Below are 25,505 nucleotides of genomic sequence, written 5' to 3' on the forward strand. Positions count from 1 at the left end.
GCCGTGATGACGGGTGAACGTAGGAACGCGCCGCGGTGCGGTCAAGCACGGCTCACGGCACCGTCAGATCGGCCTGCTCCGCGTCCAGCGCAGAGGCCGAAATCTCCATGATTTCAGCTGCTTCGGTCCAGAGCAGAGCGGCCCGGACAGTGCGCTGTGGATAGATCGCGCCGAGCACCGCCCGGTAGCGGGCGAGCTGGCGGACGTAACTGCGCGGCGCCTCAACCTCGACCCGCGGCGGCGCGTGGTTGGTCTTGTAATCGACGATCAGGACCTCGGTTTCGGTCACCACCAAGCGGTCGATCTGGCCGGAGACCAGCACCGGCCCGCCCCGCCGCTGCAGCCGGCCGACAATCGGCACTTCGGCGCGGCTGCCTGGACCGAACACCGCCGCGAACCTGGCATCGGCGATCAGCCCGAGGACCTGGGCGGCGAGCGCGCCGCGCTCCTCCTCGCTCCAGTCCGCCGCATTGCGGCTGAGAAACCGGGCTGCCGCGCCAGAGCGATCGGCCGCGGCGATCTCCGGCAGCGATTGCAGCAGCCGGTGCACCAAGGTGCCGCGCTGCAGCGCGCGGCTGCGACTGGCGTCGGATTCCCCTGGCCGCAACCGGCGCCGATCATCATCGTCGGCATCCGAGGGCCGCAACACCTGTTCGGCGGACGGCAGGCCGGGCGCCGGCCGGCGCAGCCAGTCCGGCAGGGACGGTGCATCGGACTCGCGGCTCGGCATCGCCGCGCCGGTTTCCTCGATCACGTCCTCGGGGCGGCAGTAGCGCTTGATCACGCCGTCGGGCGGGACCGGCTGCATCACCAGCCCGGACGATTCCAGCCCCTTGCTGATCAGGTCGTACCAGGAATGCGGCCGCACCTCGTTGCGGTTGCCCGGCATGCAGCCGCCGACAATCAGCCGGTCGGCCGCGCGGGTCATCGCGACATAGAGCAGCCGGCGATACTCGTCCTCGGTCTCCTCGATCATCGCGCTGCGCGCCTGCTCGACGATGTGCGGATCGTCGGTTTTGCGGCCCGCCCACACCATCGCGGCGACCGAGCCCGGCGCGGCGTTGCCGCCGGGCAGCCGGATCAGGTTGAGCCGCTGGGTGTCGGCCGGCGACGAAGTGGTGTCGATCAGGAACACCACCGGCGCTTCCAACCCCTTGGCACCGTGCACCGTCATCACCCGGACTTCGTCGCGGGAGATTTCCATGTCGCGCTTGATCTCGGTGTCGGCCTCGCGCAGCCACGCCATGAAGCCCTGCAGCGACGGCGCGCGCTTCTGCTCGAAGCTCAGCGCCAGTTCGAGAAACTCGTCGAGCGCATCGTTGGCCTCCGGCCCGAGCCGGCGCAGGATTCGGGCGCGGCCGCTGTCGCTGCCATCGCCGCCGAGCAGCCAGGCGTAAAATCCGAACGGCGTTTCGGCCTGCGCCCGCGCCGCGTAGTTCTCCAGCCGGCGCTGCACGGCCGCAAACTTCTGATCGCCCGCGGCATGATCGGTGAGCGCGGCACGGAGCGAACCCTTGCGCTGCCAGGCCAGCTTGAACAGGTCGTCGTCATCGAGCCCGAACAGCGGGCTCTTCAGCGCCACTGCGAGCGCCAGATCGTCCTGCGGCAACAGCAGCGCGTCGGCGAGGTTCATCAGGTCGATGATTGCGATATGCTCGGTCAGCTTCAGCCGGTCGGCGCCCGCGACCGGAATGCCGCCGCGCTTCAGCGCCTGGATCACCGCATCGAACGCGGACCCGCGCCGCCGCACCAGGATCAGCACATCGCCATAGCTCAGCGGCCGGCGGCGGCCCATCGGCCCAGTCTGGGTGCCGCGCGCGATCAGCGCGCCGATCTCGGCCCGCACCTTGTCGGCAAGCCGGACCTCGGGACTGGTTTCGGACACCGCGTCAAACGGTGCCTGCCAGCCTTCGATCTGCTGACGATCGTCCGGAACTTCGAGCGGCCACAGATCGATCAGGCTCGGCCCGGCATCGGCGAGCGACTGATGCAGCGGGTAGGTCGAGTCGGCGTGGATGCTGCGGTAGATCGCCGGGTCACGAAATACGTGATCGACCGACTTCAGGATCGCGGCGCCGGAGCGGAACGAGTAGTTGAACGAGACCTTCTCGAAGGTCAGGCCGGCCCCATGGAATCGGCGCTGCAATTCGTTGCGCTGCTCGGCGAACTCCTTCGGCACCGCGCCCTGGAACGAGAAGATCGACTGCTTCTCGTCGCCGACCGCGAAGATGGTGCGCCGGACGCCGTCGCGGGCGCCTTCACCCGCAGTAAATTCATCGATCAGCCGGGCGACGATCTTCCACTGCTTCGGCGAGGTATCCTGCGCCTCGTCGATCAGCACCTGATCGACGCCGCGGTCGAGCTTGAAATGCACCCACCCGGCAGCGCCGCTGTCGAGCATTGCCAACGTCTTGTCGATCAGGTCGTCGTAATCGAGCAGACCGCGCTCGCGCTTCTCGCGTGCGATGTTGCCCGCGACCTGCGCGGCGATCACCAGCAGCGCTCGCGTGCGTTCGCGCAACGCCAATGCGCGGCGTCGTTCGAGCAACCCGGCAAGCCGGGCGCCTTCGCGCTGCAGCCTTTCGGCGAGGCCCGGCGCGCCGTCGCCGAGCTTTTTGGTAATCAGGCTTTTGCGCAGGCCGCTATCCTTGGTGAAGAACACCTGGAGATAAGCCTCGATCTGCGCCGCATCGGCCAGCGCCAGCGCGGCGCGCAACCGCCTGCCCTGCGCCTGATCGTTAGCGCTACCGCCTTCGAAGGTCGCCGCGACCGCAGCCCATTCCGATCGCGGCAGGTTCGGGCCATCGACGATGTCGCGATCGGCCGCTTCGCAGCTATCGTCCGGCGCCACGCCGAGAGTCGCGGACAATTGCGCCATCGCGCGCTCGACGCTGCCTGCCTGCGCCACCCACGCCATGAAGCGATCGCGGCTCATGCAGGCCTCCTGCACCACATCGCGGAAGGTGACGTCGGCGGCGCTCGTCATCGCAAACGCCAGTGCCCGCCCGGCGTCGCTCTCCGGCGCCGCGGCGGCGCGCAGCAGCACGTCGAGGCTGGCGCGCTGCATCAGTTCGGCCTGATCGCGATCGTCGAGCACGCTGAACCGCGCCGGCACGTTGGCCTCGAACGGAAACTGCTGCAGCAACCGCGTACACAGCGCGTGGATGGTCTGCACCTTCAGCCCGCCGGGCGTCTCCAACGCGCAGGCGAATAGTTTTCGCGCCTGCGCCAGCAGTGAGGGCCCGACCGTTTTGACGCCGGTGGCGCGGATCGCGTCGGACAGCGCGTCGTCGTCGAGCTTCACCCAATGGCCGAGCGTGGTGAACACCCGCTCCGCCATGTTGGCGGCGGCCGCCTTGGTGAAGGTGATACACAGGATGCGCTCAGGCGATACGCCGTCGAGCAGCAGCCGGATCACGCGCTGCACCAGCACATGGGTCTTGCCCGAGCCGGCATTGGCGGAGACGAACACGGACGCCGACGGATCGGAGGCGATCTCCTGCCGGGCGCGGGCTTCGTTGGGAATGACGCGGCTCATGACGACGCGTCTCCGCGACCGCCGGCCGCCGACCATTCCTTGATCCGTGCCAGATCATCATAGGTGCCGTAGCGCTGCGACCACATCGATAGCACCAGCGAGCGATAGGGCTGCTTCTCGTCCTCGAAGCGGCGGACTAATCCTTCCAGCTTGGCGCGCGCCTCATCAGCGGCATCGTCGGGGTGCTGCGGCTCATCCTTGCGTTCGATCTTCAGTTCGAGCACGCGCTCATCGCCCGGCGGCGTGTTGCCGCTCAGCTTAACGTAAGTAAGCTCGCTCACTGAAGCCGCGGCCGGAATATCCGCAAAACCACCGTCGCGCAGAATTGCCGCTTCCAGTGTGAGCTGCGGCGACAGCCCCATCCGCACCTGCTTGCCGGTCGGCGGATGGCCGGTCTTGTAGTCGAGGATCGCGTAGCTGCCGTCGTCGCGCCGTTCGATGCGGTCGGCGCGCGCCGACAGTTCGAAATTGCGCTCGCCACCAAGCGGGATCATCAGCGTGCCGCGGCGCTCCGCCTGCACCTGCACGACGCCATTGCGGCGCTGCTGCTCCCACGCGGCAAACCAGGTGGCGATCCGCAGGAAGCGCGGCCACCACAGAGCGCGCGCCTCTGCATGGTCCATCAGCGGCGCAAAGTGTTTCTGGCCGATTTGGCGCAGCGCCGTTACCGGATCGTCGGGCAGAGCGTCCTGGTAGCGCTCGGTGAATTCGCCGAGCGCCGCATGGATCGCGGAGCCGCGATCGGCGCCCGACAGCGGCATGTCGACCGGATCGAGCGGCGACAGGCGCAGGATGTACTTGGCGTAGATCGTATACGGATCGCGCAGCCAATCCTCGATCGCCGTCACCGGCAGTTTCAGCGGCCGCGCGAACCGCGGCGGCCTCGGTGCAGGCTGCGCGATCGGCGCCACGCTCTCGGGGCGATCGAGTTCGTGCGTGTAGTCCAGATAGGTCTGCCCGCGCGCCCTCATCGCCTTCCAGCGATCCTCGCCGGCGACCGCTTCGAGCCGGTGCAGGAAGCGCGACGCCACTGCGGGCGCACCGCCGACCTTGGCGGCGTGAGTGATGAACACCTCGTCGGCGCCGAGCGCCTGCGCAAAGTCGTGTGCCGACAAACCGATGCGGCGCTCCGGCAGATCGAGGCCCAATTCGTGCCGCATCGGGCGGCTCAGCCATGGGTCGATCCGCGGCGCCGGCGGCCAGATACCCTCGACCAGGCCGCCGAGCACAACCCGATCCTGCTGCGTCAGGCGGGCTTCGAGCGGACCGTAAATGCGGATCGGCGCTTCGGCACGTTCGGGACGGCGGACTACGCGATCGCCGAAAGCGGTCTCGAACACTTCGCCATAGTCGCGCGCCGCGACCAATACGCCACTCGCCGGTCCGACTGCGGCGAGATCGTCGAATGCCCGCAGCAGTGCCGAGCCTTGCGGGCCTTCGAACGCTTCGACGATGCCGTCATGATCAGCCGTCAACGCCTTCAGGACGTCGCGATGCCGCGCGCCGATTTCGCACAGGTCGAGCGGGCTCGGTCCGAACGTCTCCAAGGGCGCGAGCGCGGCCTTGAGCTGAGCGATCAGTTGCTGCGCTTCATCGAGGCTCGGTTCGGACAATCGCGTGCGCGGCTCGGACGGATGCAGCGCGCTGGCCTCGCCGCGCTTCAGCTTGGCAAGCTCTTCCCGGAAGATCGCGAATTCTTTGGTAAGCCCGTCGCAGCCGGCGGGCGGCCGTGGCCCACGCAGCAACGCCAGTTCAAGCGTCTCGATCGCGCTGCGCCAGCCATGATCGGTGCGGCCGAGCCGCAGCAGCGGATGCTTGAGCAGCGCCAGCAGCGTCGCCGGTTCGCAACCTTCGAGCGCCGTCTCGGCCGCGAGCCGTGCGAAAATGCCGGGCTGCGTGTCCATCAGCGAGTCGCCGCCGGAATCGTCGACCGGCAGATGCCAGCGGCCGAGCGCGGCGACGACGCGGCGCGCCAGCGCGCGATCCGGCGTGACCAGCGCTGCGGTCTTGCCCTGCTCACGCGCCTCGCGCAGCACCACCGCGATCGCCAGCGCCTCGGCTTCCGAATTCGGCGCTTCGATCAGCGTCAGTCCGTCAGTGCCTTCGCCGATCAGACGATCGACCTCGGCATCCTTCAGCCGGTCGTGCCACACCGCCGTCGCCGATGACGGCCGCAGCGCCTCGGAGGCGAGGAGTTGGCGGCCGTGCCGGGCCGGCGTGCCGAGCTGCTGCACATCCCGGCGTGTCACGCCCATCCGGTCGAGCAGGCCATGCATGGCGTATTGCGGATGGTTCGGCGACGGCGGCGTGATGAGCTTGCCCTGCCGGTCGCGGCTGCCGCCGATCAGATTCCACGCCGCGTCGTCGAGATCGACATCGAGGCCGGGCAGTACCACCGCGCCGTGAGGCAATCGCGCGATCGCGGTGAGCAGCTTCGCGGTCGCCGGCATCGAGCCGGTCGAGCCGGCGGCAATCACCGGACCGCTGCGCTGGGTCGCCAGCCGCTGCGCCTCGGCATCGATCAACCGGTCGCGGCGAGCCGCGGGTTCGATCCGGTCGGTCTCTGTCAGATATTGCGGCCAGGCGTGGCCGGCGATCTTGAGAAAATCGAGCGTCAGGCTCCAGTAGCGATCGAACGCATCGGGCACCAATGTCTCGAGTGCCGACCAGTCGACGCCGCGGGTCGACATATCGTCGATCAGCCGCGCCATATCGTCGGCGAGCGCCAGCGCCGAGGCCGGACCGCCGACCACCAGCGGCGCCTGCGCCGGATCGTCCGGCTTCAGCCGCGCCGCCCAGCTCGCGATCAGCTGCGCCAGCAACAGCCGGCGCGGCAGCCCGTCGAGCGCGGGCGGAATCTCCAGATCGGCGAGGCCAGATGCGACCTGCGAAAACGCCAGCTCATCTTCATCGATATCGCCGAGCGCGACGATCCGCGGCAGCAGCACGGCATCGGCACCGAGCACGTCCAGGAAGATCTCGCGCGCCATCCGGCCGGCGCGGCGCGTCGGCAGATACAGCGTGGCGTCGGCAAGCCGCTCCGGCGCGGTGCGTGCCTCGAAACCGTCGACCAGCCGGCCGTCGACCAGCGCCGCGATGGTCGTGCGCAAAAACGGCGCCGAAGATGGAACGCTGAAAAGGTGCATCGATGTCCTGATTCGCCTCCGCCATCATGGCACGGCAAATCCGGCGAAAGGAGGTGGCCGGCGCAGGCCGACCTCTCAGGCGACGCTGGCGAGATACGCCCGTTCGGCCGCAGGCACCGCATCGGGCGTGCCGACATGCATCCACAAGCCGTCGAGTCGCAGCCCGTGCAGGCGATGCTGCTGGCCGGCGCGATCGAACATCTTGGTCAGCGAGAACTCGCCCAGCGGCGCGTCCTTGAAGATCGCCGGCGACATGATCGCGGCGCCCGCATAGACGAACGGCACCACCTCGGTCTCTTTGCGCTTGTGCAGGCTGCCGTCGGGGCTCATCGCAAAGTCGCCCTTGCCCGCGTAGCCGATGCTGTTCGCGGTCGGCGCCATCAGCAGCAGGATGTCCATCCGGGCCGGATCGAACGCTTCGGCGAGCCGCGCAAGATTCGGCCGCACGCCGTCGATCCACATCGTGTCGGCATTGAGATGATAGAACGGCGCATCGCCGAGCAGCGGCAGCGCCTTCACCACCGCGCCGCCGGTGCCGAGCACCTGATCGCGCTCGTCCGAAATGATCACCCGCGGGCTGGTCCGCCCGGCGACGTGATCGATGATCTGATCCGGCAGATAGTGGACGTTGACGACGGCTTCGGCGACGCCGACTTCGGCCAGCCGGTCGAGCACGTGGTCGAGCAACGGACGGCCGGCGACGCGCACCAGCGGCTTCGGCATATGATCGGTGAGCGGGCGCATCCGCAGGCCGAGGCCGGCGGCCAGCACCATGGCTTTGTGGGGACGAACGGTCATGGTCTCCGACTCGGAACGCGCCGGGCGGCGCGAATCGATTGTATCACGCGGCTCCGAACGGTCTATCGGAGGCGGTCATTGGGTAGTCGGCGATCATGACGACGATACGACGGCGCGCGGTTCGGCGCGGGAGCATTAGGCAGCGCAGACGCGGCTCAGGCGTTCTCGACTTGCGCCGCGCGCTTCTTCTTCCGGTCGAGACGCAGGAAGGTGACGCCGATCTGGTCGCCGTTGATCCAGCTCAGCTCGCAGCGGCGATAGGCCAGTCCGGTCGACGACAGCAGCAGGAAGAATTCCTTGAGGTTGAGACCCTCGACCGTTCCCTCGACCGTGAGCTTGGCACCCAACTCGGAGACGTCTTCGATCAGGCAGGGACGGCGCCAAGTGCCGTCGATCGCCATCATCTGCGCGCGCAACCCACGATCGAAAACGACGCGGCCGTCCTTATTGCGTTCGGCAACCATCTCGAAGTCCTGCGGTTCGGTCTTGGCGTCGCCGGGCCATGCCTCGGCGACCCCGGAACACTACGGGGCCGATTCTAAAGATGCGTAAAGGAAATCCGCCGAATCAGAGCGGTGGCGGCACGTGGTCACGGTACCAGGCCCGGACCTCGGCAAGCGCCGGATGTGCCAGCGAACGGGCCAGATACGCCCACACCCGCGGCTGATGCTTCAAATATTGCGGCTTGCCGTCGCGCCGGTTGAGCCGGGCGAAAGTTCCCAATAGCCGCGTGTTCCGCTGCGCCGACATCACCGCGTAGAGCCGCGCGAAACCGGGAGCGTCGAACTCCGGATCGGCGGCAAGCCGGGCTTTGACGTAGCGGCCGAGCAGCGACAATTCCGTCGCTTCCGGCACGTCGATGCGGGCGTCCTGCAGCAGCGACACCACGTCGTAGGCGGCCGGGCCCAGCACGGTGTCCTGGAAGTCGATGACCCCGACGCGCTCGATGCCGGGACGATCCTCCAGCCAGATCAGATTCGGCGAGTGATAATCGCGCAGCACCCAGGTCCGCGGCGCGGCCGCTATGCCGGCGAGCAGCTTGCGCCACAGCGCAACGAATTCGGCCCGCAACGCTTCAGACGGCGGCGCGCCGCGATCCGGCAGATACCACTCGGGCATCAGGCCGACCTCGATCATCATCGCGGCTTCGTCGAACGTCGGCACCGCGTAGCTCTCGCGCGTCGACAGCGGCAGGTGATCGGGCAGCGGCTTGGCGTGCAGCGCCGCCAGCATGTCGGTGGCAGCCTGATAGCGCGCCGTCACCGGCGCCGGCGGATCGCCCTCGACGAAACTGACGCGGCCGAGATCTTCGGTGATCAGGAAGCCGGCATCGAGATCGGCGTGATGGATCGCAGGCGCCGAGAAACCGCGCTCGCGCAGGCCCTGCCCGATCGCGACGAACGGCCGGACGTCTTCGGCCAGATGCACCGCGGCACTGTAACTCTTGCCGGCATAGAGCGCCGGACCGTCCGGACGGCGCGGCGCGTTCATCAGGATCACGCTTTCTGCGCCGCGCTGCAGCCGCGCGTAGGAGCGCGTCGAAGCGTCGCCCGGCATGTGCCGGCGCTCGGCATCGGCGTAGCCGGCGGTCTCAATGAAGCTGCGCAGCGCCGCGAGCCGTTCGACTTGCTTCACGGCTTTGCCGTGCCCGGTGATTTCCGCCGCGCGCGCCGACGGGCCCAGGGCCGGACGATGACTGAGCGCGATGTCGATGCGGTCTTCCGGCAGCGCCGCGCCGGCGCGCTCGGGCCATTCGATCAGCACCACGGTGCCGTCCGGCAGCGGCGACAGCCCGATTTCTTCCAGCTCGGATGGATCCTCGACCCGATACAGATCGGCATGCAGCAGCGGATAAGGCGGCAGATCGTAGGTCTGCACCAGCGTGAAGGTCGGGCTCGGGACTTCGAGCGCGTCGTCGTCCGCCAGATAACGGATCATCGCCCGCGCCGCGGCTGTCTTGCCGGCGCCGAGATCGCCCGACAAGGTCACGACATCGCCGGGGCCGATCAGAAGCGCAACCTCGGCCATCAGCCGCGCGGTCGCCGTCTCGTTGGCGAGCGCGACCGAGAATGTCGCCACCGCGCTCATTCGGCCGCGTGGCGTCGAGCGGCCGGCTCGATCGGAAATTCGCAGGTCACCGACGTGCCGCGGCCGATCGCCGACTCGACCTGGACCTTGCCGCCGTGGAGCTCGACGAACGAGCGCACCAGCGACAGGCCGAGCCCGGCGCCGCGATGCCGCGAGCCCTGCGGATCGCTCTCGAACAGATCGAACATCTTCTCTTTGAACGCCGGCGCGATGCCGGGACCGGAGTCGGTCACGGTGAACGCCACGCGGGTCTCGCCCCGGCGCACCGTCAGCCGCACCGTCCCTTGCGGCGGCGAGAAATCGACCGCGTTGGCGAGCAAATTGTACAGCACCTGCACGACCCGCCGCTCATCGCCGACAAAGCTGTCGATCGCCGGATCGATATCGACCTGCAGCACGATCTGATCGCGCGCCAGCCGGTCCTGAATGCCCTCGGCGGCCGCATCGATCACCTTGCGGATGTCAATCGGCCCGAGATTGAGCGTCATGGCGCCTGCGTCGATGCTGGCGAGATCGAGGATATTGTTGATGATCGCCATCAGCGCATTGGTCGAGGTCGTGATGTAGTTCACGTACTCGGCCTGCTTCTCGGTGAGCGGCCCGGTCGATGGATCGCTGAGGAAGTGCGCGAAGCCGATGATCGTGGTCAGCGGCGAGCGCAGTTCGTACGAGACGTGGTGGACGAAATCGATCTTGATGCGATCGGCCGTCTCCAGCGCCTCGTTGCGCTCGCGCAGGGCCCGCTCGACATTCTCGGTGTCGGTGATGTCCTGGAACGTCAGCATGGTGGCGCCGTCGGGCAGCGGCATGGTCTTGCAGGCCAGCACGCTGCCGTCCTTGCGCTCGAGCTTGAGCAGGACATGGCGGCGATCGTCGATGCCGGTGATGGCGCCGCGCAGCGCCTGCCAGAACACCTCGTCGTCGAACAGCGGCCGGCACCACTCTTCGATCGCCTCGATGTGCGGCTGGCTCTGCAGCGCCTCGGCCGACAGGTTCCACATCCGCGCGAACGGCGGGTTGAACAACTGCGCGCAGCCGTTGGAGCCGAACACCGCGACGGCTTCCGAGAGATTGTCGAGCGTTTCGCGCTGGACGTCGATCAGGCCGCCATAGCGGCGCTTGAGATCGAGGCTTTCGGTGACGTCGTCGAACAGATAGGTGACGCCGCCTTCCGGATTGGGCGTGGTGACGATGCTGACCGCGCGGCCGTCCGGCAGGTACCAGACGTCCTTCTCGGCTTCGACCGCCCGATAGGCTTCGTGCAGCTTGTTCTTCCACGCCTTGAAGTCGCGCTCCTCCGGCAGCTTGCGCTCGGCGCGCAGGCGGTCGAGCACGGTGGAGTCGTCGGGATGGCTGTCGAGGAAGATGCGGTCGAGGTCCCACAGCTTGCGATAGGAGTCGTTGTAGAACGACAGCCTGCGCTGAGCGTCGAACACCGCAACGCCGGAGGACAGCTGATCGAGTGTGCGCCGATGTGCATCGGCCATCCGCTCCAGCGCGGCGCCGAGCGCGGCGGTTTCACTGGCGTCGACCGCGATGCCGGCGCTGCCGCCGGTCACCTTCAGGGCGCGGACGTCGAAGTAACGGCGCTCGCCGCCGACCACGATCGGCAGCCGGCCGGAGTATTCGTAGCCGTCGCTGAGCGCCCGCGCCAGCGCGGCACGATCGGAAGAATCGAGCAATTCGAGATTGCGGCCGATCGCGTCCGCGGCGTCACTGGCATCGGTCGCCCGCGCATAGGCGGCGTTGGCAAAGCTGAGCGTGCCGTCGGAGCGGCGGGTCCAGATCGGCCACGGCGCGGCGGTGGCGAAGCCGCGCAGCATCTCGGTTTCGTCCTGCAGCGCCTTGAAGCGCCGGCTCATATCGGCAAGTTCGCGGCGCACGCCGCTGAGTTCGCGGATGCGGACCACGGCCTGACCGCCGACGGCGCGCCCCATCGCCTCGATCGACCGGCCGGTCGAGGTGACGAGCTGCAGCAGAAAGCCTTCGCCCTTGTCGAGCAGCGCGTCGACGGCGTGATCCATCTGCAGCGCCGGCTCCGGCGGCAGCCAGGTTCCGAACGCGAGCACGCGTTGCGGCTGGCGGCTCTGGGTCTCCGGCGGCAGGAACAGCGCGGTGTCGCCGCTGATCTGCGGACGGCTGTCGCCGGCGGCCCAGGAGATCAGCACCTGCGGCTCGGCGAACAGCAGCGCCTGAAAGCGGTCGGACTCGGCCTGCAGCCCCTGCAGGTCGGCGCGCAGCCCCGCTTCGCGCGCAAGCGCGCGCTGCCGCGTCCGCACCAGCATGATCGCAGACATCACCGAAAAGCCCAGCGCCGCGAGCGCGATGATCAACGTCATCATCTCGTGGCGGTTGAGGTCCAGCAGCAGCGACGACGTGATGGCGGCCAGGTGATCGTCTGCGGCTCGCGCCGGCGAGGACGCGACCATCACGGCCGTCCCAGCCAAACCATGCACCAGGGAGGTGCACGACAGACTGGTCCGACGTATGGACCCCAATACGCCTGACATCGATTGCCCCAAACCGCACGGCGCAACTGACAAGCCGCGCCATAGCCGAATCGGAGGACATTATCGCCATCGCGACTCGGGGGGTAAGAGTCCAGACCGTGAACGGAGTCATGACCGTCCGCAAACGGACGATTTATATTTTCCCGCGCCGATTCCGGTCGTGCTTGACACTAAATCTAGTTGAGTCGCGGAACTAACACCTCAACGCGGCGCCGCCACTCAGCGGCCGGTCGAGCCGAAACCACCGGCGCCGCGGCCGCTTTCCGGCAGCACCTCGACCGCCACGAACTGAGCGCGGCTGACCGGGGCGATCACTATTTGAGCGATGCGTTCGCCGCGGCGGATCGTGAACGGCTCGGTGCCGTGATTGATCAGCAGCACGCCGATCTCGCCGCGATAATCGGCGTCGATCGTGCCCGGCGCGTTCAGCACGGTGACGCCGTGCTTGGCGGCAAGGCCCGAACGCGGCCGCACCTGAGCCTCGTAGTTCTCCGGAAGCGCGATGGTGAGTCCGGTCGGCACCAGCACGTAGCGGCCGGGCTGAAGCGTCAGCGGAGCGTCCTGCGGGACCGCGGCGGTCAGGTCGAGCCCGGCGGCATGCGCGGTCTGATACTCCGGCAGCGGCAAGCCTTCGCCGTGCGGCAGATGGCGAATCGAAACGGTGATCTTTTGGGTCATGCGGGAACTGCCATTGCTTGAGCGATCCGCGCCACCAGCGCGGTCGCGACTTCGTCCTTGGTCATCAGCGGCCACGATTCGAGATCGGTGGCGGCACCGTTGCGCATCAGCAGATGCACGGTGTTGCGGTCGCCGCCCATCACGCCGGTGGCCGGCGAGACGTCGTTAGCGACGATCCAGTCGCAGCCCTTGCGGGCCAGCTTGGCGGTGGCGTTGTCGATCAGGTTTTCGGTCTCGGCCGCAAAGCCGATCACCAGCGGCGGCCGGCCTTCAGTCAGCTTCGAGATCGTGGCCAGGATGTCGGGGTTCTCGGTCAGTTGCAGCGGTGGCGGCCCGCCGGCGCCCTTCTTGAGCTTCTGTATTCCTTCACTAGCAACGCGCCAGTCTGCGACGGCGGCGGCGAAGATCGCCACATCCGCCGGCAGCACCGATTGAACGGCAGCAAGCATCTCGCGCGCCGACTCCACGCGGGTGAGGTCGACACCTGCCGGCGCCCGTAGCTCGACCGGACCCGAAATCAGCGACACCTCGGCGCCGGCGGCGGCCGCCGCGGCTGCGATCGCGTAGCCCTGTTTGCCGGACGAGCGGTTGGCGATGTAGCGCACCGGATCGATCGGCTCGTGGGTCGGGCCAGCGGTGATCAGCACGCGCTTGCCGAGCAGCAGCTTTGGCGGCTGCGGCCGCCACAGCGCTTCGGCGGCGGCGGCGATCTCAATCGGCTCCGCCATCCGGCCGACGCCGGCCTCGCCGCGTTCGGCCATCTCGCCGGCATTGGGACCGACCATCGCGACGCCGTCCTGCTTAAGCTGGGCGACGTTGCGCCGGGTCGCGGCGTTGTTCCACATCAGCGGGTTCATCGCCGGCGCCAGCAGGATCTGGCGATTGGTGGCGAGCAGGATCGCGGTCGCAAGGTCATCGGCATGACCGCCGGCGATCTTGGCCATCAGATCGGCGGTCGCCGGCGCGACGACAATCAGGTCGCAGTCGCGGGCAAGGCGGATGTGCCCGGCATCGAACTCGCTCGAGGGGTCGAACAGATCGGTGTAGCAGCGCTGATGCGACAGCGCGCTCGCAGTCAGCGGGGTGACGAACTGCTGGGCCGCCTTGGTCAGCACCACACGGACGTCGGCACCGCGATCCTTCAGCCGGCGGATCAGGTCCATCGCCTTATAGGCCGCAATGCCGCCACCCACGATCAGCGTCACCCGCGCGCCCTGCTGCGGCTGGGCGCGAGTGCCTTCCGGCGGATCTTCCGGCGTCGGGACTGAGGGCACGGAAGGGTCGGCCGACAAAGGCTCTGCGAAGCCGAGCCGCCTGTGGCAGGCGTCGCGCAGGATCACCCGGACTTCGTCTTCCATCGAGCGGCCATTGGCAGCCGCTCGTTGGCGGAGTTCGGCTTTGAGGACGTCGTCGAGCTTGCGGATCGTCAGATTGGCCATGACGAAAAGCTAGCGGATGCAGGCATTGCATTCAAGGCATGAATGCAATGCAATCAGATCATCCGCGACAGCGCGATCAGAACCCCAATGAAGGTCGCAGCGATCACCCACAGCGCCACCGTCCGGCCCCTGGTACGGCCGCGCTCGGTGCGGCCAATCGCAGCGATCGTCTCCGGCGCCAGCACCAGGCCGTCCTTAGTCATGACCTCGAGCTGATTCAGCACGGTGACGGCCCGCGACACGATGGTCGGCAGGCTGGTCAGCGTGTGGCCGAGCTCGCCGGCGCCGGCGAGCGCGCCTTCGACCTTGCCGATCGGCCCCAGATTGCGCTGGATCCACTCGCGCACCACCGGGTCGGCGACCTTCCAGATATCGAGCTTGGGATCGAACGACCGCGCCACGCCTTCGACCACCACCATGGTCTTCTGCAGCAGGATCAACTCCGGCCGGGTCCGCATGTCGAACAGGCCGGTGACCTCGAGCAGCAGCGTCAGCAGCTTGGCCATCGAGATTTCTTCGGCGGTGCGATTGTGGATCGGCTCGCCGATCGCACGGATCGCCTGCGCGAAATTCTCGACCGAGTGATGCGCCGGCACGTAGCCGGCCTCGAAATGCACCTCGGCGACGCGGCGATAGTTGCGGGTGATAAAGCCGAGCAGGATCTCGGCAAGAAAACGCCGCTCCTTCGGCAGCAGCCGCCCCATGATGCCGAAATCGACCGCCACCAGCTTGCCGTCGCGATCCAGGAACAGGTTGCCCGGATGCATATCGGCGTGGAAGAAGCCGTCGCGCAGCGCATGGCGCAGGAAGCTCTGGATCACCTTGCGGCCGAGCTCGATGGTATCGACGTTGGCGTCCTTCAGACGGGCGTGATCGTTCAGCGGGATGCCGTCGATCCACTCCATCGTCAGCACGTTGTGGCTGGTGCGATCCCAATCGACGGTGGGGACGCGGAAGTCCGGATCGTCTTTGGTGTTCTCGGCCATCTCGGACGCCGCGGCCGCTTCCAGCCGCAGATCCATCTCCATCGCGACCGAGCGCGACATCGTGTTGATGACTTCGACCAGCCGCAGCCGCCGCGCCTCGGCGGAATACAGCTCGGCCTTGTCGGCCACATAGAAGAAATCCGACAGGTCGCGCTTGAAACGCGCCGACACGTTGGGCCGCAGCACCTTCACGGCGACCTGCTTGCGGACGCCGTCGACCTCGATCTCGCCGCGATGCACCTGGGCGATAGAAGCGGCCGCCACCGGCGGGCTGAGGCTGACGAACAGATCGCGCAGCGGTCGCTCCAACGAGGTCGCGATCACCTCGTTGGCTTCGTCCTGCGAGAATGGCGGCAGCCGGTCCTGCAGCGCTTCGAGATCGCGCGCCATCGCGACGCCGACGACATCGGGCCGGGTGGCGAGGAATTGGCCGAGCTTCAAGTACGCCGGGCCGAGCCGCGTCAGCGCCCGCGACAGCCGCGGGCCGGACTTGGCGCCGCGCCGCTCGATCAGCCGCGCCAGCCGGATCGGCACCTGACCTGCAGGCGGAATCAACGCCGGATCGACCACGCCGAACACGCCCTCGCGCGCGAACACGAAGGCGGCGCGGCCGAGCCGCGCCACATGAGTAAGTGCTGCGATCACAAACGCCAGCCCGAATGCAGCGCGACGATGCCGCCGCTCATCACCTGCCAGTTGGCGCGCGCAAAGCCGGCGTCACGCATCATCTCGGCGAAATCATACGGCTTGGGGAATTTGCGGATCGATTCGACCAGATACTGATAGCTGTCGGCATCGCCGGTGACGACGCGACCGATCTCCGGGATCACCTTGAACGAGAACAGATCGTACAGCTTGGACAGGCCCGGCACGTCGACCGACGAGAACTCCAGGCACAGGAAGCGGCTGCCCGGCTTCAGCACCCGATAGGCTTCCTTCAGCGCCAGATCGATCCGCGGCACGTTCCGGATACCGAACGCGATGGTGTAGGCGTCGAAGCTGCGGTCGTCGAACTGCAGGCTCTCGGCATTGCCCTCGACGAAATCGACCTTGTCGTCGAGATTGCGCTCGACCGCGCGCTGGCGGCCGACTTCGAGCATGTCGGTGTTGATGTCGCAGACGGTGGAGTGAAAGCCAGCGCCCGAGGCCTTGGCGGCCCGGAACGAGATATCGCCGGTGCCGCCGGCGACGTCGAGCAGCCGGAACGGGGTGTCGTCACGCGGCGGGTTGAGGGTCGTGATCATCACGTCCTTCCACAACCGGTGCATGCCGCCCGACATCAGATCGTTCATCAGGTCGTAGCGGCCGGCGACGCTGTGAAACACGTCGTTGACCAGCGTCTGCTTCTCGTCCAGCGGAACGTCGCGATAGCCGAAATGCGTGGTCTCGCCCGGCTCAGTCATGCCTTCAACTCCTGCGCGCGGACGGTTTTTCAGGCCGATTGCCGCCCGAAACACGAAAACGGCGGTCCGCAGCGGACCATATAGCGCGCTTGGTGCGGAGGCGCTATCACCTGAATGCCTTAACTGGCTGACGCCAAATGTAGAATGCAACGACGGACGGCGCCGGCCGCAATCGCCGGGTTGTCGCCGCCATGCCTGAAATTCAAGCCAATCAAGTGGCTTAAAGCCCTTCCGAGCGAGCCCGATGCCCGAACTCCCCGAAGTCGAAACCGTCCGCCGCGGGCTGCAGCCGGCGATGGAGGGCTTTCGGATCGACCGCGCGGTGGCGCACCGGGAGAACCTGCGGTTTCCGCTGCAGAAGGACTTCATCGCCCGGCTCACCGGCCAGACCGTCACCGGGCTCGGCCGGCGTGCCAAATATCTGCTGGCGGACCTGTCGAGCGGCGACGTGCTGCTGATGCATCTCGGGATGTCCGGCTCGTTCCGGGTGATCGAGGCCGATGGCGAGACCACGCCGGGCGAGTTTCACTATCCGCGCAGCGAGGACCGCACCCACGACCACGTGGTGTTCGAAATGGCGTCCGGCGCCCGCATCGTGTTCAACGATCCGCGCCGGTTCGGCTTCATGAAGGTGTTTCCGCGCAGCGAGATCGAAACCGAGCCGCACCTGAAGGGCCTCGGCCCCGAGCCGCTCGGCAACGCATTCGACGCCAGCCTGCTGGCGAAGGCCTGCGCCGGCAAGCAGACTAGCCTCAAGGCCGCGCTGCTCGATCAGCGCGTGGTTGCCGGGCTCGGCAACATCTATGTCTGCGAGGCTCTGTTTCGCGCGCACCTGTCACCAAAGCGCAAAGCCTCAACGCTGGCCAATCGCAAGGAAGAACCGACCGACCACGCGGTGCGGCTGACCGAGTCGATCCGCGAGGTGCTGGGCGAAGCGATCAAGGCCGGCGGCTCATCGCTGCGCGACCATCGCCAGACCAGCGGAGAGCTCGGTTACTTCCAGCACGCGTTCAAGGTTTACGACCGCGAAGGCAAGCCGTGCCCGACCTGCGGCGGCACGGTGCAACGCTTCGTGCAGAACGGCCGGTCGACGTTCTGGTGCCCGAAGTGCCAGAAGTAGTCGGCTTCGGCGAAATGAGCTCCAATCGGGATAATCTAGCTAGATCAAGGCTTTGGTATAGACCAAGCCCATTCGAGACTTGAAACTGTTGTCGTTGAAACTAAGTATCTCGTACGGTATTGTATGCATATGAAGCGATAGATCGGTTGGAAAAGCGCTTCCCCGCCAAGTTCTCTTGGTCCACGCGTGAGCGAGATAGGCCGAAAGGCCAAAGTGGAAACCGAAACGAGGCCTCCTTTCGGGGAGGCCTTTTTCTTTTCAACGCGGTGCAAACTTCACTGGCTGGTTGACCAAAATCTTGTGCGCCAAGATCACGAAACGAATGCTGTTCGGACGTCTGCTGAAGCTCGAGCCTGCTTCAGCGAGGTAGGCACTTTCGACCGTCAGGCGCAAATCGGCCTCGGCGTAGTTCGCGGCCCTTTGGAGATCTCATAAGGGCGCTTCTCCAGTTCGAGCCGAACGACGTACACATAATTGCGACGTTGTGAAGTCTGGTGAACCTTGCTGCGTGGCAGAGCTTCGATCAGCTCTGGGAGTTTGAAAGAAAGCTCGTACCGGATCGGACAGAACACTCTGTGTCGATCTTTCGCTTCCGTCACGACAATCTGGTCGGGCGAGTGGATGCCCTGGATAAACTTCTCAGTATAGCAATGATTGGCGAAGCCAACGTCGATCAGCAATTCCCGATTCATCGGCGCGCAGGGGCACGCAATTCTCATTGGCGCGAGATGACCAATCGGCATCTCCTCGCCGCAATAGACGATCGGCTTCACGGAATTCTGCTTTCAGCAATCTCATAAATATCAGCCGAAGATAATGAGACGCGTCGATCCGACCAACCCTAATTTGCTGGGCAATCCGAGCTGCACGACGCTTACTTCCGTACGCAGATCACGCGGACGACGCTCGCTTTGGGATCCTTGGTGGTACCTTCGACCGGCTTCACGCCGACGCCGGTGAGATAGCTGCGGACGGTGTCGGCGGTGATCAGCGTCGCCTGTGCCGCAGCGCCATCCGCCGCTCCTGCGACAAGTGGCAGACGCAGCGTCGTCAGCCCCGCGAACCGTCCCTCTGCATCGCGTGCCGGCGCACCGGAAAACCCGAGGCTCGGCGGCGGCGTTACTACCAAACCGCCGGTGGTGCCGGCAGCGGTGAGCTGCGCCTTGACGGTGCTGACGGCAGCGCCGCCGCCCTGGCTCTGCGGATCGGCGACGCCGGTGATCTCGACAGCTCCTGACTTGGCCGCGCCGCCGCCGATCGGCAGCGGCTTGAGCTCGGACGCGCCGTAGATCCGCAGCAGCGCCAGCTCGGGCTCCTTGCTGCGATCGGCCAGATCGGCAGGACCGTAACCCGCAACAACGATCGACAGGCAGCCCTCGACCGCCTCGCGATCGGTCAGGATCGCGCCGTCGGCGCCCACGATCGTGCCGGTCGAATATTCGACCTTCTTTCGCGGCGGTGGGCCGGCCTGGACGCCGCCCGGAAACGGATTGTAGGCGCTCGACATGGCGACGACGACCGGCTGCATCGTGCCTTCGGTGGCCTGGTCGTACAGCACGGTGAGGATGCGGACCTCGGCATCCTTGAAGCTGCCGCGGATATAGAACTTCTTCTGGTTCTGAGTGCCCGACAGCACGAAGAAGTCCGGCTTGATCGCGCTGTATTCGATCTTGCGGCCCGGCTCCTTCTTCTCCTGCTCGGCGAGCTTGGCGATCGAGACGTCCGCTTCCTTACGCCGCGACAACGCGACCTGAATCGTCCCGGTGGAGGAACTCCAGCGCGTGCCATTGCCGTCGGAAGCCTGTTGCGGCACCAGCCGGGTCGGTACGCCGACCCGCGCGCCGGTGACCGGATCGGAAACCAGCTTCCAGCCGACGCTCGCCTGCAGCTTGCGCGCCGCCTCGGCGAGCTGACCGCGCTCCTGCGGATTGAGCACACCGGTCGGCTTGTGCCCCTGATTGGTCTGAAATTGCTTGATGGCGACGATCATCCGATCGGACACCTCGCCATTGATCAGGCCATTGTAGTCGCCGGTCCAGGCGAGATCGGATTGAATCGCCTGCCGCTCACCCTGCGCGAGCGTTCTGGCCGTCTCCGCAGGGGTCTGCGCTGCCGGCGGCGCAGCCGCGGTCTGCTTCGGCGCAGCGTGTGCGCCATGCGCCGCCAGAGTGGCGGCACCGGCGACGATCAGGGTTGCAGCCAGCATCGATCTCATGACAATTCCCGAGCAACGTTGCGCCATGCGCAAATAACCACAACCGCTTGGTCGGCGCCAACGCTGCGCCGGTTCGACGCGCGGCACCGCGCACAATGTCTCGCCTGCCGGAAATCGCACCTTCGACCGCAGGAAAGGATCAGCCGGATGCGCGTCTTCAAGATGACGGTGCCAGTCTGGCCGTGGAAGTGAAGGATACCATCCGATCATGCTGAGTGCCGAGGAACTGGAACGCTACGCCCGCCACATCGTGCTGCGCGATGTCGGCGGCCCCGGACAGGCGGCGCTGAAGGGTGCGCGGGTGCTGGTGGTCGGCGCAGGCGGACTCGGCGCGCCGGTGCTGATGTATCTGGCCGCCGCCGGCATCGGCACGCTCGACATCGTCGACGACGACATCGTCACGCTGTCGAATCTGCAGCGCCAGGTGATCCACGCCACGCCCGACATCGGCGCCCGCAAGGCCGACAGTGCAGCCAGCCGGATCCTCGCTCTCAATCCCCACGTCCGCGTGGTGCAGCACCGGGTGCGGCTCGACGGCTCCAATGCGCTGGCGCTGATCGGCGGCTGCGATCTGGTGCTTGATGGCTCCGACAATTTCGCCACGCGCTATCTGGTGTCGGACGCCTGCTATCTGGCCAAGAAGCCGCTGATCACCGCGGCGCTCGGCCAGTTCGACGGATCGCTGACGACGATCCGCGCCCACGAGTGCAACGCCGCGGGCGAGCCCAACCCGACCTATCGCTGCCTGTTTCCCGAACCGCCGCCGGCCGGCACCGTGCCGAGCTGCGAGGAGGCCGGAGTGATGGGCGCGCTCGCCGGCGTGCTTGGCTCGATGATGGCGCTGGAGGCGATCCGCGAGATCGTCGGCTTCGGCGAAGGGCTGGTCGGCCGGCTGGTGATGATCGACGCCCGCGCGATGCGGTTCGAGACGCTGCGCTATAGCCGCGACCCGCAAAATCCCCTGAATGGCGATGCGCCGACCATCACCGATCTAAGCCGGCACCTGTGAGCCGCACCCTGGCCTGAGAGCTGCGCCACGTTGGCTCTGGACAGTGCGAGCGCTTCGCAGGCATCACTGTTTCCAGCGCCGTTGAATCGGCGGGGCGGTGAGGACGGCGGAGGGTCAGACCCAGATGGCGGGCACGGCGAAGCGCGGGCTGTTTTCCGGCGACGGGATCGCGGCGCCGCTGCGGCACGCACTGTTCCGGCGGATCTGGCTGGCAAGCCTGTTGTCCAATCTCGGCCTGATGATCAATGGCGTCGGCGCCGCCTGGGCGATGACGCAGATGACCGCGTCCGCCGACAAGGTGGCGCTGGTGCAGACCGCCCTGATGCTGCCGATCATGCTGGTGGCGATGCCGGCGGGCGCGATCGCCGACATGTACGACCGTCGCCTGGTGGCGCTCGCCGCGCTCGGCATCGGCCTCGCCGGCGCGACGACGCTGGCGGCGCTGGCGCATCTCGGGCTGGTGACGCCCAACACCCTGCTGCTGTTCTGCTTCGTGATCGGCACCGGCATGGCGCTGTTTGGGCCGTCCTGGCAGGCCTCGGTGTCCGAGCAAGTGCCGGCCGAAACCCTGCCGGCCGCGGTCGCACTGAACGGCATCAGCTACAATATCGCGCGCAGCTTCGGCCCGGCGGTGGGCGGCATCGTGGTGGCGGCTGCCGGCGCGGTGGCGGCGTTCGCCGCCAATGCGGTGCTGTATCTGCCGCTGCTGATCGTGCTGCTGCTGTGGCGTCGGGAGAGCGAGCCGCCGCGGCTGCCGCCGGAGCGGCTGAACCGCGCGATCGTCTCCGGCGTGCGTTACATCACCAACTCGCCGACGATTCGGATCGTGCTGACCCGCACCCTGGTGACCGGCATCGCCGGCTCTTCGGTGCTGGCCCTGATGCCGCTGGTGGCGCGCGACCTGTTGCACAGCGGCGCCGAGACCTACGGCCTTCTGCTCGGCGCGTTCGGCATCGGCGCAGTGATCGGCGCACTCAATGTCGGGATTGCGCGGCAGCGCCTAAGCAGTGAAGCCGCGGTTCGGCTGTGCGCGATGATCATGGGCGTGGCGATGGCGGTGATCGCGATCAGCCGTTCGCCGCTGCTCACCGCCGCCGCGCTGGTGATCGCGGGCGCAGTGTGGATGCTGGCGATCGCGCTGTTCAACATCGGCGTTCAACTGTCGGCGCCGCGCTGGGTGGCGGGGCGTTCGCTTGCGGCATTCCAGGCGTCGATCTCCGGCGGCATCGCGATCGGCAGCTGGGGCTGGGGCCATGTCGCTGATCTGTCCGGCGTCGCGCCATCGATGCTGCTGTCGGGACTTGGGATGCTGGCTTCTCCGGTCCTCGCCTTCCTGCTGCCGATGCCGCCGGTCGGCACCCGCACCGAGGATGCCGAACTGCTGGCCGATCCGGAAGTGAAACTGGCGCTGACGTCACGCAGCGGTCCGGTGGTGATCGAAATCGACTACCGGGTCGACGCCGACGAAGCGCGCGCGTTTCACAACGTGATGCAGGAGGTGCAGCTCAGCCGCCAGCGCAACGGTGCCTATGGCTGGTCGATCGCCCGCGACGTCGCAGATCCCGAATTATGGACCGAGCGCTATCACTGCCCGACCTGGCTCGATTATCTGCGCCAGCGCAGTCGTTCGACCCAGGACGACCGCGCGCTGCACCGGCGCGCGATCGCGTTTCATCGTGGACCGGAGCCGGTGCGGGTGCGCCGCATGCTGGAGCGGCCGTTCGGCTCGGTGCGCTGGAAAGAGGAATCCCCCGATCGCACCACCGCGACCGAGGTGCTGCCGGTCGCTGGCGTCAGCGGCGGTTCGACCTAGGATCGATCTCGTCCGGCGTCATGGTCGGGCTTGTCTTGGCTATTCCGGTCTTGGCCATTCCGGGGCTCGCTCCTGGCGAACCCTCAAGAACCCGGAGCCCTCGACAGACAAGGCATGGACCGATGACGGAGAGTTATTACTGACCGTTGTCAGTCAGCACCTTGGCGCATTTGGCGCTGAGCTTGGCGCGATGCTGCTGCAGGCAATTCAGAATCGCCCCGTCGGACTCGTTCATCACCGCTCGGCACAGACGCGACACATCCCGGCCACAGCCAGGGTCGGGGCGGCGCTCCTGAGCCTGCGCGGCACCGGCGATCAGGGTGAGGCAAAGGAGCGGACCGACGATTTTCAACATGCTTGGTATCCAAAATCAGAGCTGAGCCTGTTCAGCTGCATCAATGCGATGTGTGCGCAACCGTTCCCGTAGCGGTCGTCGCAGATGACGACCGCTACACGACAGGCCGACCGGTGGTGGCGGACAAAACCTTCTAGCCGTCGTTCGGAACGATGACGGTCGGCTTGGTCATCTCGACGACGTCCTTGGCCTGGTCGGTGAGCACACGGAATTGCGTCTGCAGGAATTCGGTCTGGATCCGAACCACGTCCTGAAAGTCCTTGGCATGCAGCAACTGCTGCGAGAAATCGAAGGTCGCCTGGACGTTGCGGTCGACGTAACCCTTCAGCGTCGTGGCCTGGCTGCTCTGGCCCATCGGCACCACCGACATGCTCTTGCTGATGAACTCGAGGTAGTTGGTCATCGCGCCGCGCGCCTGCTCGAGGTTCTTGGTCATCACGTTCAGGATGACGTCGGACGAGTTCTTGTCTGCCATCGCGATCTCCTCGAGGCTCTCCGGCTACCTAAGCATCAGATGGCCGCACGGCCGGAGCCCTGTGCACGCCATTCACGCGCGACAATGATCGCAAAATCTGCAGCGCCGTCCAGTACTAACTGCGGAGGATTTAAAGATGCCTAACCGCCGACGCGCGAACGGCGGGCGTGGAGCTGGCCACACCCGCCGTTGCCGATGTCGTCGTGAGCGCGCGCCGCCGAAACGGCGCTGCGCCGAATTAGTTGAAGCGCGCGCGGTCGAGCTGATCCAGGCCCTTCTGCGACCGGTAGATCTCCAGGCAGTACCAGGCCAGCACCAAGAGCGTGCCGATGCGCACCACCGAGGTCGGCAGCATCAGGCTGAGCGCGATGATCAGCAGCGGCACCGCGGCGGCCTTCACCACCTTGGCGCGGTCGTCGAAGATCGGGAAGAACCAGACCTTGTTCTCCGCCGCCCAGAACGGCGGCTTCACGCGCTGCAGACCGTAGCGCGACCAGGTGTCCTTGAAGCCGAGTTCGCGGGCCCACACCAGATACAGCGTGACCCAGAATGCCAGGAAGGCGACGACCACGGACATCGGTCCGGCGGCGAAGCCGATGAGCAGCAGCACTGCGACGGCGAGTGCGATGAACCAGTTTTGCATCGGAGAGAACCTTTGAGACTGACGGGAGCCCGCGGGTGCTTGGATCAGCCGCCGGCTCCCAGAAGCGAACTGCCTGCGTTACTTGCGGGCGCAGGACACCACGATGGTGGAGGAGCTCGGGCCGCAGCTCGCGGTCATCTGCCCGTTCTCCAGAGAAAGGTTGTCGCTGAACTTGGCGCTGCTCGGACCGATGCAGATCGCGGAGATCAGCGCTTCATCCGCCTCGCACGAGGTCGGGCAGCCGTTGGACGAGCAGGTCGACGACGTCACGGTGCGGAAAGCACTGACCGGCGGCGCGACCGGCGTGGCGGCGACGGCGGGTTCGATCAGGGCCGGGTGAGGCACACCGACCTGGTTCACCACCGACAGCGCGGCAACGAGCGCGATGGCACCGAGCAAGATCATCGATGAGGAGCGCATACTACCTCCATACCTGTTGGAATTGTCACCAGACGGTTTGCAACTGCAGCATGTTATCAACGCCCCGGAATTTCAACAGGCGCAAGTTTCAGCACGCTTAAGGACAGAGCAACCGCTACTAAGGATGACGTCGGCACAGCGCGATCGTCACCACAACGCGCGTCGGCGACACGCCGGTCACGGCGGCTCAACATCCAGCGCGGCCCGTCACGACCGACCGCTTGTTTCGATGTTACCGTCGCTCATCAGGCTGCGCGAGTTGGTGATTTGCCGGACAAGTGGAACAACGAACAGCGTAGGACGCGTCTTGGAGTGCGACCAAAGCTGACTGCGTGGCAGCGAGACGCATGCCGGCTCCGGGTTGGAGCACGACTCCGAAGCGATGATAGCTGCCGGTCTGCCGGATCGACGAACCCGACAAGGTCGAAGCGTGATTCGGCATTTCCCGGACACGGTGTCGCGGATGCCCGCAGCCGCAACTGATCGTTTTGTCCTGCGGTGCCGAATCACTTCGCGGTCGCGGGACAACGAAGGATTGGATCAGCGCGCCTTCAGCGTCTTCATTAAGGCGCCGAACGCCGGCGCGAAGTCTTTGAACAGTTCTTTGTCGCGATGCTGCAGCATCACGCCGCCGAGCAGTTTCAGACCGACGCAAAACGCCTTGGTCTCTTCGGGATCGAACAACCCCCTGTCGGTCACCCGGCGGATAATATCCGCGAGGTCGTCGTGGCTTTCGGCCGCAAAGCTGATCGGCGGGCTCAGCGTAGCGCCGTCTGGAATGAGCTTGGTGACGGCGATTTCGTAGTGATGGCGCATGTAAATACCTACACGGACGTGGCTACGCGACTAAACTAAACGGTTTAGTTTTT

20 protein-coding genes are annotated in these 25,505 nt (G+C 66.5%); 3 read left to right on the plus strand and 17 right to left on the minus strand.

The features are described from left to right. Positions 1-52: 52 nt before the first annotated feature. From addA to ubiE, 10 genes are all read right to left on the minus strand, one after another. Positions 53-3,538: a double-strand break repair helicase AddA gene (gene addA, locus LRC39_RS00400; protein WP_346295985.1), complete on the minus strand. Its 3,486-nt coding sequence runs from the start codon at positions 3,536-3,538 to the stop codon at positions 53-55. Then, positions 3,535-6,684, minus strand: a complete 3,150-nt coding sequence (addB, locus tag LRC39_RS00405) for a double-strand break repair protein AddB (RefSeq protein ID WP_346295986.1) — start codon at positions 6,682-6,684, stop codon at positions 3,535-3,537. The genes addA and addB overlap by 4 nt, the downstream gene beginning before the upstream one ends. 75 nt (positions 6,685-6,759) lie before the next feature. Further along, a complete protein-coding gene (locus LRC39_RS00410; RefSeq protein WP_164637358.1) occupies positions 6,760-7,482 on the minus strand; it encodes a nucleotidyltransferase family protein in 723 nt (240 codons plus the stop codon). Positions 7,483-7,637: 155 nt separating this feature from the next. After that, positions 7,638-7,946 (minus strand): hypothetical protein, encoded by a 309-nt coding sequence (locus LRC39_RS00415; protein ID WP_011155648.1) that lies wholly within the window; start codon positions 7,944-7,946, stop codon positions 7,638-7,640. 103 nt (positions 7,947-8,049) lie between these two features. Beyond that, entirely contained in the window at positions 8,050-9,570 is a 1,521-nt protein-coding gene (gene tsaE, locus LRC39_RS00420; protein WP_346295987.1) for a tRNA (adenosine(37)-N6)-threonylcarbamoyltransferase complex ATPase subunit type 1 TsaE, read from the minus strand. Beyond that, positions 9,567-12,080 carry a sensor histidine kinase gene (locus tag LRC39_RS00425; RefSeq protein WP_346295988.1) on the minus strand — a complete coding sequence of 838 codons (2,514 nt, stop codon included), beginning with the start codon at positions 12,078-12,080 and terminating at the stop codon, positions 9,567-9,569. Before LRC39_RS00425 ends, tsaE begins: the two co-directional genes overlap by 4 nt. Positions 12,081-12,299: 219 nt before the next feature. Beyond that, positions 12,300-12,758 carry a dUTP diphosphatase gene (gene dut, locus LRC39_RS00430; protein ID WP_107342348.1) on the minus strand — a complete coding sequence of 153 codons (459 nt, stop codon included), beginning with the start codon at positions 12,756-12,758 and terminating at the stop codon, positions 12,300-12,302. Further along, positions 12,755-14,197, minus strand: a complete 1,443-nt coding sequence (gene coaBC, locus LRC39_RS00435) for a bifunctional phosphopantothenoylcysteine decarboxylase/phosphopantothenate--cysteine ligase CoaBC (protein WP_346295989.1) — start codon at positions 14,195-14,197, stop codon at positions 12,755-12,757. The genes dut and coaBC overlap by 4 nt, the downstream gene beginning before the upstream one ends. 53 nt (positions 14,198-14,250) lie before the next feature. After that, positions 14,251-15,828: a 2-polyprenylphenol 6-hydroxylase gene (gene ubiB / locus LRC39_RS00440; RefSeq protein WP_346295990.1), complete on the minus strand. Its 1,578-nt coding sequence runs from the start codon at positions 15,826-15,828 to the stop codon at positions 14,251-14,253. Beyond that, positions 15,825-16,586 (minus strand): bifunctional demethylmenaquinone methyltransferase/2-methoxy-6-polyprenyl-1,4-benzoquinol methylase UbiE, encoded by a 762-nt coding sequence (gene ubiE, locus LRC39_RS00445; RefSeq protein WP_011155654.1) that lies wholly within the window; start codon positions 16,584-16,586, stop codon positions 15,825-15,827. Before ubiE ends, ubiB begins: the two co-directional genes overlap by 4 nt. A gap of 244 nt (positions 16,587-16,830) precedes the next feature. On the opposite strand from ubiE, the gene mutM reads away from it, so the two are divergent. Continuing rightward, positions 16,831-17,706, plus strand: coding sequence for a bifunctional DNA-formamidopyrimidine glycosylase/DNA-(apurinic or apyrimidinic site) lyase (mutM, locus tag LRC39_RS00450; RefSeq protein WP_346295991.1), 876 nt, complete (start codon positions 16,831-16,833; stop codon positions 17,704-17,706). Positions 17,707-18,089: 383 nt separating this feature from the next. On the opposite strand, the gene LRC39_RS00455 is transcribed toward mutM, so the two are convergent. Both LRC39_RS00455 and LRC39_RS00460 read right to left on the minus strand, forming a co-directional pair. Further along, on the minus strand, positions 18,090-18,479 hold the full coding sequence (locus LRC39_RS00455; RefSeq protein ID WP_346295992.1) for a hypothetical protein: 390 nt from the start codon (positions 18,477-18,479) through the stop codon (positions 18,090-18,092). 101 nt (positions 18,480-18,580) lie between these two features. Further along, positions 18,581-19,921: a serine protease gene (locus LRC39_RS00460; protein WP_346295993.1), complete on the minus strand. Its 1,341-nt coding sequence runs from the start codon at positions 19,919-19,921 to the stop codon at positions 18,581-18,583. A gap of 208 nt (positions 19,922-20,129) precedes the next feature. Between LRC39_RS00460 and LRC39_RS00465 the strand changes: the two genes are divergently transcribed. Beyond that, positions 20,130-20,930, plus strand: coding sequence for a HesA/MoeB/ThiF family protein (locus LRC39_RS00465; RefSeq protein WP_346295994.1), 801 nt, complete (start codon positions 20,130-20,132; stop codon positions 20,928-20,930). Between the two features lie 124 nt (positions 20,931-21,054). Continuing rightward, positions 21,055-22,743, plus strand: coding sequence for an MFS transporter (locus LRC39_RS00470; RefSeq protein ID WP_346295995.1), 1,689 nt, complete (start codon positions 21,055-21,057; stop codon positions 22,741-22,743). A 136-nt stretch (positions 22,744-22,879) separates the two neighbouring features. Here LRC39_RS00470 and LRC39_RS00475 read toward each other — a convergent pair whose 3' ends face one another. From LRC39_RS00475 to LRC39_RS00495, 5 genes are all read right to left on the minus strand, one after another. Then, a complete protein-coding gene (locus tag LRC39_RS00475; RefSeq protein WP_107353725.1) occupies positions 22,880-23,098 on the minus strand; it encodes a hypothetical protein in 219 nt (72 codons plus the stop codon). Positions 23,099-23,231: 133 nt separating this feature from the next. Beyond that, the gene (locus LRC39_RS00480) at positions 23,232-23,573 is read right to left on the minus strand and encodes a phasin family protein (protein ID WP_011155660.1); all 342 of its coding nucleotides are present in this window, start codon (positions 23,571-23,573) and stop codon (positions 23,232-23,234) included. Between the two features lie 238 nt (positions 23,574-23,811). Next, positions 23,812-24,216 carry a hypothetical protein gene (locus LRC39_RS00485; RefSeq protein WP_346295996.1) on the minus strand — a complete coding sequence of 135 codons (405 nt, stop codon included), beginning with the start codon at positions 24,214-24,216 and terminating at the stop codon, positions 23,812-23,814. A 78-nt stretch (positions 24,217-24,294) separates the two neighbouring features. Continuing rightward, a complete protein-coding gene (locus LRC39_RS00490) occupies positions 24,295-24,636 on the minus strand; it encodes a hypothetical protein (protein ID WP_264053800.1) in 342 nt (113 codons plus the stop codon). A 540-nt stretch (positions 24,637-25,176) separates the two neighbouring features. After that, positions 25,177-25,452 carry a DUF3861 domain-containing protein gene (locus LRC39_RS00495; RefSeq protein WP_346295997.1) on the minus strand — a complete coding sequence of 92 codons (276 nt, stop codon included), beginning with the start codon at positions 25,450-25,452 and terminating at the stop codon, positions 25,177-25,179. Positions 25,453-25,505: the final 53 nt, after the last annotated feature.

It is taken from the genome of Rhodopseudomonas sp. P1, from assembly GCF_039642825.1.
Classification (GTDB): domain Bacteria; phylum Pseudomonadota; class Alphaproteobacteria; order Rhizobiales; family Xanthobacteraceae; genus Rhodopseudomonas; species Rhodopseudomonas palustris_H.